Below are 12,857 nucleotides of genomic sequence, written 5' to 3'. Positions count from 1 at the left end.
TTTCATTTGTATATAAAATCTTTTATTTTTTTAGTTTAAGTAAAGCATAGCCTATAGTTAAAATCCAGAACAAATCACCTAAAATAAATGCTGGAAGTATAAAAAAACCCATAAACTTTAAAATTATTTCACAAATTTGCAGCAAGCTTGAAAACAATACCATACATAAACCTTGTTTATTAACATTCTTCATACCTAAAAACAATATAGATATTAATAAAAATATAGTATTAAATATAATATATATTCCATATATCAAACTTTCATTTGTAAAAGTCATTAAATATCCTAAACTTCCTATAGATTTAATACTAGCTGAATTTTTGACTATTATCAAAATATAAAAAGATAACAATAGTCCGCACACTATTAAACAATAATTATACTTAATTTTATCATTTCTCACAAATATGTATATTGAAATCAAGGCTAACATGGGCAAAACTAATATATTCAAGAAAACTAAAGGTTTTAAAAAATATAAGTATTTTATATTTTTTGATATTAAAAATATCAGTAAAGCTATATACCTTAAACTTCCAATCATAAGTACTAATAAGCTGAACGTTCTTACCTTAATAAAAGGATATTTTAAATTTTCGCTTATTATACTGTAAATAAGCATAAACATAAGTAATAACAATAATAAATAAATACAATATATAATCATACCTTCTCCACATAAATTGTTACTACTTATATTTATTATTTAAATATTTTTTTTATTCTAATTACTAATATTTTATTTATTCTTTAAACCTAAAACCTTAAGTCCTCCTTTAATACATTCAATTGTAAGCGGAAAATCCGGTCCCCTTTCACCATCTATGTCTGTTACAATATCTTCATGACATTCTACATAGAGTTTATCCGTCTTAAAATATAAAAGATTATGTGTATCCTCAAGATGTTCTCCTTTAAGCATTTTTATAAAAAGCGCACTCATTTCAACAATTGTTCCTGCTTTTATTATTATAACATCTAAATATCCATCATCTAATTCCGCTTTATAAGCAAACTTTAAATTACCTGCGGTTCGACCATTAAACACAAGAAGCAGATACATATCCCCATCAAAATTTGCTTCCTTAGATAAAACCTTAACTTTAAGCTTTTTAAAATTAGGGAGAGCTTCAAGTCCTTTAACATAATAAGCCAGCTTACCCATCGTATTTTTTAATGCAACACTTGTCTTTTGAGATATATCTGTAAATAATCCAGTACTAGCCACATTTACGAAATACTTGTCATTAATCTTTCCTATATCTACACTTTTTACTTCGCTGTTTAGAATTTGTTTACAGGCTCTATCTACCTCTTGAGGTATTCCTAAAAATTTAGAAAAGTCATTAGCAGTTCCAACAGGAAGAACAGAAATTGGAAGATCTATGTTTAAATTTTTCATATGGTTAACCACGTTATCTACTGTTCCATCTCCCCCTGCTATTAAAATATAACTATATGTATTATCAATATCTTGAAAAGCCTCTGAAATATCATACTCGAAGCTTATTCTAAAAGGTACAACCAAATATCCATACTTTTGATGTACTGCAATTACTTTATCAATGTCCATAATTATAGTGTTTTCACCAGAATAAGGATTATATATGAACTTAACTTTTTTCATTTTATTTCACCACCGATACTAAAATCTTATATTTAATTATATGCTCTATGAATAAAATCCACAAGAAATTTTATTAATATCTTGTGGATTTTACAATTTATTCAAATTATTTGTTTGATTTATATATTTGGTGAACTTGGCTCTGAAATACTGCTTAAAGCGTTTTCTGCATCATCTCTTAATTTTGAGTCAACAGCTATATCTCCAAGTGCTACTATACCAACAAGGTTATTATTCTCTACAACAGGAATCCTTCTTATCTGTCTTTCACTCATTATTCTTGCTGCATCATGTATATCCATATCTGGACTTGCAGTTACAGGATTAGAACTCATTATATCTCTAACCTTTTGATTTTTCCCGTTCTCACCTTCAGCTACAGAGCGGAGAGTAATATCCCTGTCAGTAATAATTCCTATTACATTTTCTCCTTCACATACAGGAACTGAACCGATATTATATCGTTTCATAAGTTGAGCAGCTCGTTCTACTGAGTCTTCAGCATTTAAAGTAGCTACATCTTTAGTCATTATGTCCTTGACTTTCATATAATCCTCTCCTTCTTATATATAATCATGTTACCATTTAATATTCTTATCATAAAAAGGAGATTTTATTATATGAGTTTTTTTCTTAAATAGTATAAATAAGGTTATAATTTTGTTAAAAATAAGAAAATAACTTTTTAAGTTTTAACTTTGCTATAGGACTTATAAATATAAGAGCTAATTGTAGCTATAGCTATTAATGCTATTATAGGGATTATAAATTTTTTAGATAACATATTAGCCATATTTCCGCCCAAATAAGTATAAGTAATCATTTCCGGCAAAGTTCCCAGCATTGTAGCAATAATAAAATCTCTGTATTTTATCTTAGTTAAGCCGGCTGCATAACTTAAAGGATCATAAGCAAAAACTGAAGCAAGCCTTAGAAGAAGTATAATTTTAAAACCGTGTACTTCTATGTTATCATCTAGTTTTATCAATTTATCTCTAGTAATTCTATAAACGAATGGCTTGCCCAATTTTTTAGCAATACCAAAGGCAAAGGTAGCAGAAGTATAGAGCCCTATGAATGATAAAACAAATCCTTTTGTATGACCAAAAATATTTCCTGCTATAATCATAAGCACTAGTGATGGAAAAACGATAACAATCGGCTTAAAAGAAAAAATGATTATAAACATTATCCAAGCCATGGAACCAAAACTTAAAATATAGTTTCTTAAATTTGTTATACTAATATGTATAAAATATTTTTTATATTTTATAAAAAAATAAATAAAAATAAAAGAAATACTTAATATGAGAACAGCTTTTGTTGTCTTCTTTAAGATTTTATACATTATTTTAACCCTCTCTTGTTTTATATAAAATATAATAACATTTAGTACTAAATTATTCTACTGTAAAATATTATTAATATATATTTATTTATAAAATGAAAATTTAGTATTAATTATTTGTTAAAAATATGCTATAATATATTGTGTTTATTTTTATGTAATTTTATATTGGAATATTTATCTATATTTCACTTACATTGATACCTATGCACTTATATTATTATATTAATTTTTAGGAGTGATTTTTCATGCCAACAAAAAACGCTGTTCCTAATATTTTTACTTTTGCAAATTTAGCCTGTGGCGTTTTATCTTTAATAGCTACATTTAATTCTAATTATAAATGGGCTTCTCTATTTATAATAATTGCAGGTCTGATTGACAGGTATGATGGAAGAGTAGCTCGATTTTTACAAGTATCAAGCGATTTAGGAAAGGAGCTTGACTCTCTTGCTGATTTAGTTTCTTTCGGAGTGGCTCCATCTATACTAATCTTTAATTTATATAATTTTATTGATTTAGGCATTATAGGATATTTACTTGTTTTAATCTTCCCTATAGCCGGGGCATACAGACTTGCTAGGTATAATACTACTCCTTTCAATAATGTTTTTATGGGAGTACCTATAACTATTGCAGGAAGTTTTCTTGCATTATATTCCTTAATAACTCTTAAAAATGCCGAAAATCCAATAATATCTATTTTTCTCGTAATTATTCTATCCTATCTTATGATTAGTAAGTTTCAAATTAAAAAGGTGTGATTTTCACACCCTTATTTTTTATTCATTTTTCAAACTTTAATTCATCATCTATTTCACAATGAATGTGCTGAGAATCCATTTTTCCCTTTATAATTTCTGATTTTATAGAACAATAGTCAAGATAACTATAAGATACTTTCTCTAAAGCTTCTATAATTGCATCAATAACTTCTCCTAATTCATCAGCTCTCTTTAGCGCTTTTTTTACATCTTTTCTTTTAGATAATGCTATCTTGTTAAGTTCATCCGCTCCTCCAATCAGCGTTCTATAAGAATTTACTAATTTAAAAAGTAAATCTGCCAAATTATTTATGTCTATATAATAAGTTTCAATTAATTTTCTATGGCTCAACAAATCACCTAATCTTTATTAATGTCATATTATTTATATTAAATTATACATTAATTTATTACTTTAAATTTAATATGTAAGTTTGACAGTAACAATTTATCTGAATATGAATAGTCTAATAGAGAAACTAATAAAAATAAGGTGCAGTTTATATGAAAAAAATCTACATTTTTACCATCGTAGCTTTTTTATTAACATTTATCAAAAGTTCATCTGATATAATAAATGTTATTATATGTTCTACCGCTGTAATACCTGTTGCCATTTTGTTAGGTGATTTTACTTCAGACATATCAGAATATATTGGCGAAAAAAAAGGCGGTCTTTTGGCAGCTACTTTAGGAAACCTTCCAGAACTTATGATGGGTATTTGGTCTATTCAGTACGGAATGCTTCCCATGGTAAAATCTGCACTAATAGGCTCAATTATTGGGAATATGCTTTTAGTTTTAGGTATTTCTATATTCTTTGGGGGTATAAAATATAAAGATCAAAAATTCAATAAAATGGCTGCCAGAACGAATTTCAATATGCTGCTTCTTGCAATGTCAGCAATAATAGTTATCGCATCAATTAATAAATATGGTATGCTTACTAAGGTAATACTTACTTCCATAAGTGTTAAAGTAGCTGTAGTACTTATAACTGTGTATATGCTAGGGCTTGTATTTTCTATGTACACTCACTGTAACCTATTTGTAATCAGCGATGAAAAGGAAGAAATGAAAAATACTTCTCTGCATGATATAAAAATAATAATTGCAGGAATTTGTTTAAGTTCAATACTTCTTTATATAATAAGCGAAAAATTAATATATAACATTAAAAGTATAGTTAACACTCACAATATTTCTCAGGAATTTTTAGGCATAATGCTTATCCCAATACTAGGAAATGTAGGAGAAAATATTTCTGCAATAATGAGTGCTCTTAAGAACAAAATAAACTTAAGTTTGGAAATAGCAATAGGTTCCAGCATACAAATATCCCTTTTTGTAGCTCCACTGCTTATTCTCTTCGCTTATTTTACAACAGCACCTATGACACTAATATTCAGCACCTTTCAAATTATAATATGTCTCATTGCAGTAGGTATGTCTTATTTTGTATTTCAAGATGGTAAAACTTATTGGCTAGAAGGTGCTATTTTAATAGCTATTTATATTATGATAGCTCTCGGGTATTACTATGTTGCGTAAGATGGATAAAGGACGAAACGGAATTTACAATTAAAATTTCGTTCGTCCTAAATTGAAATTTCACCTTACCCTCCAAGTATCTTCTTTCTTAACTCTATACCTGAAGGTGTTGCTGCAAGCCCTCCTAAAGCGGTTTCTCGAAGTTCACAGGGTATTTGCCTGCCTACTTTATACATAGCAAGTACAGTATCATCAAAGGGAATTATGCTTTTTACTCCGCTCATGACTAAATCTGCAGTAGTTAAAGCCGACACCGCTCCAGATACATTTCTTTTTGCACAAGGTGCTTCTACAAGACCAGCTATAGGATCACAAACAAGACCTAAAATATTTTTAATAACTATAGCACCAGCGTTTAAAGCCATCTCAGGAGTACCGCCCATCATTTCAACAACTGCCGCAGCTCCCATGGCAGCAGCTGAGCCGCATTCTGCTTGGCATCCTCCTTCTGCTCCTGATAATGTAGCATTTTTAGCTATAATTATACCTACACCTGAGGCTGTAAACAGAGCGTTAACTAATTCCTCTTCTGATTTTTTTAATCTTTCTCCTGCTGTTATTATAGCAGCTGGAAGTATTCCACAGGAGCCTGCTGTCGGTGCTGCAATAATTCTTCCCATAGCAGCATTAACTTCTGATGATGAAAGAGCTCTTGCCATAGCTTTTAATATAAACTCACCACATAGAGTATCCCCTCTTTCAATATACTTTTGTATTTTAATAGCATCTCCTCCAATAAGTCCGCTTACAGATATAACTTTATTTTTAAGACCGTACTCAGCTGCCTCCTTCATCACTTCCAAATTTTTCATCATTTTTTCTAAAACAGCTTCTCTTGAAATTCCAGTTTCTCTTACTTCTTCTCTTATAGTATATTCTGCAATAGATATATTTTCGTTTTTACATATCTCTATAAGCTCAGCTCCACTATTTACAAACATAATTTTCCTACCTTTCTGAAATAGTACTTATAACTCTTATACCTTTAATATTTCCTATTTCTGAAATCTTTTCAACTAAATTTTCCGACACAAGAGAATCCGTTTCAAATATCATTGTTGCCTCTGCACCGCGGCTGCTTCTAAATACACTCATAGTTGCTATATTAATTTGAGCCTCATAAATAACAGCTGTTACTTTCGATATAACTCCCGGAACATCAACATGCTTAATAATCAAAGTCGGATACTCTCCTGTAAATTTTATCTTCTGTCCGTCAACTTCACTTATAATAATGTTTCCACCGCCTATGGAGGAACCCATTACTTCAATAACTTTATCTTCACAGTCTTTTATAATAAATTTAACTGTGTTAGGATGTTCCTCTCCTAAATCCGCTTCAACAAATGCCACTTTAAGATTAAGTTTTTTAGCAATATCAAGTGAATCTTTCAGTCTCTCATCCCAAGGGTCCATGCCTAATATGCCGGCAACCAAAGCTCTGTCAGTTCCGTGACCTTTATATGTTTTAGCAAAAGAACCATGAAGTAAAAACTTTACCTCTTTAATATCTTTTCCTGCAATTAATTTTGCTACTTTACCTAATCTTGCAGCTCCTGCTGTATGAGAGCTGGAAGGCCCTATCATCACAGGTCCTAGTATATCAAAAGCACTATAATTTCTCATCAAACTCTCCACCTTTATTAAAAACTTCATTATAATAATTTTTCTACAATACAATTTACAGTATTCATACTAAAAACGCAAATAAAAAACAGCTTAGAGATAACCCCTAAGCTATAAAATTTCATTTAATATTTATAAAACACACTGCCTCCAACAAACTCTCTCAATATAGAATTTTCTGGTACATATTTCATATCTAACTCCTTGAAAAAATTTAAAAAACTCTTTAACCTTAAAGCCTCATAATAAACAGAACTTTCTTCATCTATTTTTTTAAGCTCTTCTAAAGCATATTTTTTAAGAACACATAGTTCATATACAAGGGTTGAATTAAACATCACATCAGCTTCTTCTTGGAAAACAAATATATTTTTCTCTTCCCCTCTTCTTATTGATGGCCACATTTTAAGAGTCTGTTCTGCACCATATCCTCTGGATAAATAATCTCTTACTATTCTCCTTATCATTCTAACATCAGTAGTAGCTATTCTATTGTGATTATCCAAATTCAGCTGAGTTAGAGCACTTATATATATTTTAAATTTATTTTCTTTTGCTATAGAAGAAGTTAACATTTCATTTAAACCATGAATACCTTCAACTATAAGAATTCCATTTTCAGGAAGTCTAATTTTTTCACCATTCCATTCTCTTACACCTTTTTTAAAGTTAAATGTAGGTACTTCAACCTCTTCTCCTTTTAAAAGAGCCTCAAGCTGCTCATTAAAAAGCTCTAAATCAAGAGCATATATGGATTCAAAATCATACTCTCCTTTTTCATCTCTTGGAGTATGCTCTCTGTCTATAAAATAATCATCTAAAGATATAGGAATTGGTAAAAAACCATTTACTCTAAGCTGTATTGCAAGCCTTCTTGCAAAGGTTGTTTTTCCTGAAGAAGAAGGACCCGCTATTAAAACAAGCTTAGTACCTTTTCTTTCATGAATCATATCAGCAATATAGGCAATTTTCTTTTCATGGAGTGCTTCAGCTACATGAATTATGTTAATAATGTCCATATTGTCTACCTTATCATTTAAAGAGCCTACATCTCCTACTCCTAAAATGTTTCCCCATTGCTCTGTCTCATAAAACACTTTAGCTAACTTCTTATATTCAACAAACTCTGGAATAACTGAAGGATTATTTTGAGAAGGATGTCTTAATATAAAACCTTGTCCATAGCATATTAAATCAAAATATTTTAATACTCCAGTTGAATAAGCCATAGAACCATAAAAATAGTCGTATCTTCCATCTAATTCATAAAGCTTTACAGTTTCTGTTTCTACATGCTTAAGCAATCTTAGCTTATCCTCCATTTTATATTTTGTAAATATTTTTACAGCTTTTTCCTTAGATAGAGATACTTTTTTTATAGGTAAATCCTTATCAATAATTTCTTTCATCTTAATTTTTATACTTTCAATATCACTACAGTTTAAAGGAGTATTTTTATGGATTTCTCCAAATAATCCTTTACTTAAAGAATGCTCAATTGTTATCACAGCTTCTGGATAAAGTTCTAAAACTGCTTTTATAAGAACAAACTGCAAAGTTCTTATATAAGTTCTCATGCCTAAATCATCCCTAATATCTACAGCTTCAAAACTTCCTCCTTCCTCAAGCTTGCATGTTAGCTCCTTATATCTTCCGTTAATTTTAGCAAGCACTATAGGCAGCTTTTCCTCTTTGTAATTATCTTCTACTATTTTCTGCAAAACCGTTCCCTTCTCAACCTGGATTTCCTTTTTCATAGAAGATAAATTTAAAATTAATTTTTCCATTCACTTACCCCCTCACGCTTTTTAATTTTTGTAAGTACTATTATTATACTTCTACTTTAAACAATTGTTATACTCCTAATCATAATTTTTAATATTTCTGCAAAAAATATACTTGTTAATCTTATTTTGACTTTACTGTTAAGGAAGTGATTTTTTGTTTATTTCCATGTTTAGAACTATAATACTGTATTTTGTAGTTGTATTTACTATGCGGATAATGGGCAAAAGACAAATCGGTGAAATGCAGCCCTTTGAGCTTGTAATCGCCATAATGATTTCAGAGCTAGCTTCACTGCCAATGCAGGATACAAGGATTCCTTTAGTTCATGGACTTATCCCTATAATAACCTTGCTTCTGCTTCAAGCATTAATATCACTAGCTGAACTTAAAAGCGAATTTGCCAGAATAATATTCAGCGGAAAACCAAGTATAATAATAAAGGAAGGTAAACTAAACATTAAAGAGCTAAAAAATAATAGATTTAACATTAATGACCTACTTGAAGAATTAAGACTTCAAGGATACTATAACATAGAAGATATAGAATACGCCATACTGGAAACCAGCGGCCAGATGTCAGTAATACCTAAAACTAATCTGGAGCCAGCTACAAAAGAAGACTTGAAAATAAAGTCCACTCAAGATAAGCTTCCAATCACATTAATTCTTGATGGTAAAATAAATCATCATAATTTAAAAATTATAGAGAAAAATAAATCATGGCTGCAAAATCAATTAAATAAAAATAATATTTCTTCTGCTGATAAAGTTTTTATAGCATTACTGGACTCAAAAGGAAAATTCTTCTACCAGCTAAAGGAAGGAGGAAAAAATTAATTGTGAAAAATGTTATACTCTCTATTATAATATTCTTGATCATGGTAATTGCCATGTGTTTATCAATAAATTACCTGAATAAGATATCTTTAAATATACAAAATCTAAATGATAAACTTGAAGAATATATTATGAATGAAGATTGGAATAAAGCTTACGAAACTTCTATGGACTATACTCAAAAGTGGGAGAAACATGCTAAACTTATAAAAATTTTTGTAAATCATCAAGAAATTGACAATGTTGAAATGGAACTTTGGAAACTTCCTCAATATGTAAAAGAACAAACCAAGGATGAAGCGTTAGCAAGCGTACATCTTTTAAAATTTCTTATAAAACACATATCCAGTCTAGAAAAAATTACTATACAGAATATTTTTTAAATAAAGATATAAAAATAATATATGTTAATAACTAAATATGCGATATAATTATATTTATATTTATTCTGCAGGTTTATTAAAAATACTTATAATAATTTATAATTAAACTATGGAAAATCTATCATTATTCAATTATAATAAATATGGGTAATTTAAGTCCCACTGGGTCAATCAAAGTCCCTAATACATAATGAAAGGTGGAATAGCAATGGCTTTAGTAACAACTAAAGAAATGTTTAAGAAAGCTTACGAAGGTGGTTACTCAATAGGTGCATTTAACATCAATGATATGGAAATTATTCAAGGTGTAGTTAATGGTGCAAAGGCACAAAACTCCCCTGTTATACTTCAGGTTTCATCAAGTGCAATAAAATTTGCTGGAGCTAAGTATTTAGTAAAAATGGTAGAAGCTGCTGTAGAAGAAACTGGGTTAGATATAGCTCTTCACCTTGACCATGGTGCAAGCATTGATGTTTGCAAAGAAGTTATAGAAGCTGGATTTACTTCTGTTATGTTTGACGGTTCACACTATGATTACGAAGAAAATGTAAGATTAACTAAGGAAGTTGTTGATTACGCTCACGCAAGAGGAGTTGTAGTTGAAGCTGAACTTGGTCAGTTAGCTGGAGTTGAAGATGAAGTATCAGTTGAAAAGGGAGTTTATACTGACCCTGCTCAAGCTGAAGATTTCGTAAAAAGAACTGGTGTTGATTCTTTAGCTATTGCTATAGGAACAAGCCACGGGGCATTTAAGTTTACTGGTGAAGCTAAACTAAGATTCGATATACTTGAAGATATTCAAAAGAGATTACCTGGTTTCCCAATAGTTCTTCACGGGGCATCTGCCGTTGACCAAAAATATGTTGAAATGTGCAACGAATATGGCGGACAAATCGATGGTGCTAAAGGAGTTCCAGCAGACATGCTTAGAAAGGCTTCCTCCATGGCAGTATGTAAAATAAACATGGATACAGATTTAAGACTTGCAATGACTGCAACTTTAAGAAAGTTCTTTGCAGAAAATCCAAAGGAAATAGATCCAAGAAAATATATGGGAGCTGCAAGAACTGCTATTCAAGAGTTAGTAGAAGATAAGATTAAAAACGTACTTGGTTCTTCAAATGCACTATAATAATTAGGGGATGTAGATTCATCCCCTAACTTATTTTTCAATATAATTCATTACATGCTTTATAACTATATTTATAGAGCCATCACCATTTTTTTGTATTTCAAAGCGGCTTTCATCATTATAGGTTTCTTCATTTATATAAAGATCAATATCTTTATCTATTTTAAGTCTTACTCTCTTTAATTTTTTAGAAACCCATTCTTTATCTACAGACACTTTTTCTTCTACTCCTGAAGCTGATACAAACTGTATAAAATCCTGCTGAGCTTCAAACTGGTCTTTAAACAAATCCTCTGACAGTGCTTTTACATCTATATGTTCTTCTTCCTTCAGCACCTTTTTTATAGCACTTCTAACAGCTTCTTGAGAAGCTGCATCTTCCTTTAGGTTATTTCTGGTCCAATTTTCTGCAGCACTAACAAAAGCTTTAGTCATATCTCTTTCATTTAATATTATGCTGCAGCCTAAATAATCATTTATAAAATAATTTGAGCCATATTCATCTTTTTCTTTATTATTGCTTTTATCTATAACCATAAGATTAAATTTCTGCTCTTTTTTTAAAGGCTTGATAAAAGCACACTTTTGAATTCTCTGACTGCTTGCAGGAAGTCCTGTAAATTGAGGCACTATATTTATTCCTATTTTATCATCTATAAAATCAATGCTATGAGTATAATTTTTAATATAATCCATTTTCATAATTCCAAGCATCGGACCATGCTCTGTTGATATTGATACAACCATCAAATCACAGGAGGGTATATTCCCTCTAGATTTCATCAGCTTAAACATCTGCCTGGCAAGTTCTTTTGAAACATCTAAAATATTGTTTTCTCCATTTAAATATTCCTGAGACAAATCTTTTACAATATTTCTTTCCTCGTTAAACACTGCATATTTTAATTCCTCATCCTTAATACAGCGTTCTATATGTCTTAACAAAAATTTATATATTTCCTCATTTAGCTCTAAAGTATATTCATTAAGTACAGGCTCTTCTGAATTATTATCTAAAATATGCAGCACCGCTTCATTTATTTGTATTTCTTTTATATATTCCAATCAAATCACCTCAATAGGAAACTTCATATATTAATGTAAATATAAACTCACCTTATGTCAATAAAAAAACATGGATTGATATTGAATTAAAATACCCTCCATGTTTACTCTTTATTAGTATTTTTTAACTGCCCTTGGATTATATTTGTAGCATAGATTTACAAATTCTTCATCTGGTACAAATCTTAGCTGAACTCTTTCAGTACCTCCAGTTATCATAGCCACGTATACTTTTTTATCACTAGTTTTAGGATAAAGTGTTAAAATCTTTGACGGTTTATTAGCAAAGTCTTTTACATACTGACTTTCTTCAAGAGCCAGAAGCTCAACACTTTTTATATCAAAAGTAAAAACTCTTTTTCTTTTATTCATTTCTACAATCTTGTCTATGTCTATTTCTCCATTTGTAAAAACATACTCATATTCAACATAAAGACTTTTCTTAAGAAAAAATGCCCCTATTGCTAAAATTAAGAATACAGCAAACAGTAATAAATTAACTGATAATGTTACAAGTGCCAGTACTCCAAAAACATAAAAAGCAGCATTAGCTGATTTATAAGCCCCTGTTTTATATGTAGTTACAAGTTGTTCATAAAAATTATCCACTTATGTATCCCCCTTATGTTCAATATTAGTTTAAACATATTATAACATATTTGAAATAAATAGAAAAACTATTTTAAGCAGTTACTGATAAATTAATTTGAACTATTTAGATAAAATAAAGAAA

The 12,857-nt window shown here is 29.8% G+C and carries 15 protein-coding genes; 5 read left to right on the top strand and 10 right to left on the bottom strand.

Annotated elements, in window-relative coordinates; translation table 11 throughout:
• Positions 1-22: 22 nt before the first annotated feature.
• The 4 genes from M2651_RS08695 to M2651_RS08680 form a co-directional block, all read right to left on the bottom strand.
• Positions 23-280 (bottom strand): hypothetical protein, encoded by a 258-nt coding sequence (locus M2651_RS08695; RefSeq protein WP_252131959.1) that lies wholly within the window; start codon positions 278-280, stop codon positions 23-25.
• A gap of 462 nt (positions 281-742) precedes the next feature.
• On the bottom strand, positions 743-1,630 hold the full coding sequence (locus M2651_RS08690; RefSeq protein WP_252131958.1) for a YegS/Rv2252/BmrU family lipid kinase: 888 nt from the start codon (positions 1,628-1,630) through the stop codon (positions 743-745).
• 119 nt (positions 1,631-1,749) lie between these two features.
• Entirely contained in the window at positions 1,750-2,178 is a 429-nt protein-coding gene (locus M2651_RS08685) for a CBS domain-containing protein (RefSeq protein ID WP_252131957.1), read from the bottom strand.
• Between the two features lie 137 nt (positions 2,179-2,315).
• Positions 2,316-2,978 carry a TVP38/TMEM64 family protein gene (locus tag M2651_RS08680; RefSeq protein ID WP_252131956.1) on the bottom strand — a complete coding sequence of 221 codons (663 nt, stop codon included), beginning with the start codon at positions 2,976-2,978 and terminating at the stop codon, positions 2,316-2,318.
• A gap of 248 nt (positions 2,979-3,226) precedes the next feature.
• Here M2651_RS08680 and pssA point away from each other — a divergent pair, with 248 nt between their 5' ends.
• Entirely contained in the window at positions 3,227-3,742 is a 516-nt protein-coding gene (gene pssA, locus M2651_RS08675) for a CDP-diacylglycerol--serine O-phosphatidyltransferase (RefSeq protein ID WP_252131955.1), read from the top strand.
• 22 nt (positions 3,743-3,764) lie between these two features.
• On the opposite strand, the gene M2651_RS08670 is transcribed toward pssA, so the two are convergent.
• Positions 3,765-4,094 carry a hypothetical protein gene (locus tag M2651_RS08670; RefSeq protein WP_252131954.1) on the bottom strand — a complete coding sequence of 110 codons (330 nt, stop codon included), beginning with the start codon at positions 4,092-4,094 and terminating at the stop codon, positions 3,765-3,767.
• Between the two features lie 152 nt (positions 4,095-4,246).
• Between M2651_RS08670 and cax the strand changes: the two genes are divergently transcribed.
• Positions 4,247-5,293 (top strand): calcium/proton exchanger, encoded by a 1,047-nt coding sequence (gene cax, locus M2651_RS08665; protein WP_252131953.1) that lies wholly within the window; start codon positions 4,247-4,249, stop codon positions 5,291-5,293.
• Positions 5,294-5,358: 65 nt separating this feature from the next.
• Here cax and sdaAA read toward each other — a convergent pair whose 3' ends face one another.
• The 3 genes from sdaAA to M2651_RS08650 form a co-directional block, all read right to left on the bottom strand.
• The gene (gene sdaAA / locus M2651_RS08660; RefSeq protein ID WP_252131952.1) at positions 5,359-6,234 is read right to left on the bottom strand and encodes an L-serine ammonia-lyase, iron-sulfur-dependent, subunit alpha; all 876 of its coding nucleotides are present in this window, start codon (positions 6,232-6,234) and stop codon (positions 5,359-5,361) included.
• 7 nt (positions 6,235-6,241) lie between these two features.
• A complete protein-coding gene (sdaAB, locus tag M2651_RS08655; RefSeq protein WP_252131951.1) occupies positions 6,242-6,919 on the bottom strand; it encodes an L-serine ammonia-lyase, iron-sulfur-dependent subunit beta in 678 nt (225 codons plus the stop codon).
• Between the two features lie 125 nt (positions 6,920-7,044).
• Positions 7,045-8,706: a nucleoside kinase gene (locus M2651_RS08650; RefSeq protein WP_434062142.1), complete on the bottom strand. Its 1,662-nt coding sequence runs from the start codon at positions 8,704-8,706 to the stop codon at positions 7,045-7,047.
• A gap of 154 nt (positions 8,707-8,860) precedes the next feature.
• On the opposite strand from M2651_RS08650, the gene M2651_RS08645 reads away from it, so the two are divergent.
• The 3 genes from M2651_RS08645 (at position 8,861) to fba (ending at position 11,059) form a co-directional block, all read left to right on the top strand.
• Positions 8,861-9,544, top strand: a complete 684-nt coding sequence (locus tag M2651_RS08645; protein WP_252131950.1) for a DUF421 domain-containing protein — start codon at positions 8,861-8,863, stop codon at positions 9,542-9,544.
• A gap of 2 nt (positions 9,545-9,546) precedes the next feature.
• Positions 9,547-9,927: a DUF4363 family protein gene (locus M2651_RS08640; RefSeq protein WP_252131949.1), complete on the top strand. Its 381-nt coding sequence runs from the start codon at positions 9,547-9,549 to the stop codon at positions 9,925-9,927.
• Between the two features lie 208 nt (positions 9,928-10,135).
• On the top strand, positions 10,136-11,059 hold the full coding sequence (gene fba, locus M2651_RS08635) for a class II fructose-1,6-bisphosphate aldolase (RefSeq protein WP_252131948.1): 924 nt from the start codon (positions 10,136-10,138) through the stop codon (positions 11,057-11,059).
• A 30-nt stretch (positions 11,060-11,089) separates the two neighbouring features.
• On the opposite strand, the gene M2651_RS08630 is transcribed toward fba, so the two are convergent.
• Both M2651_RS08630 and M2651_RS08625 read right to left on the bottom strand, forming a co-directional pair.
• Positions 11,090-12,124 (bottom strand): nucleoid-associated protein, encoded by a 1,035-nt coding sequence (locus tag M2651_RS08630; RefSeq protein WP_252131947.1) that lies wholly within the window; start codon positions 12,122-12,124, stop codon positions 11,090-11,092.
• 114 nt (positions 12,125-12,238) lie between these two features.
• The gene (locus M2651_RS08625; protein ID WP_252131946.1) at positions 12,239-12,733 is read right to left on the bottom strand and encodes a DUF6106 family protein; all 495 of its coding nucleotides are present in this window, start codon (positions 12,731-12,733) and stop codon (positions 12,239-12,241) included.
• Positions 12,734-12,857 lie beyond the last annotated feature (124 nt).

Origin of the sequence: Clostridium caldaquaticum (genome assembly GCF_023806125.1) — a bacterium.
Lineage (GTDB): Bacteria > Bacillota > Clostridia > Clostridiales > Clostridiaceae > Clostridium_AT > Clostridium_AT caldaquaticum.
This window is presented reverse-complemented; position numbering and strand designations above follow the sequence as displayed.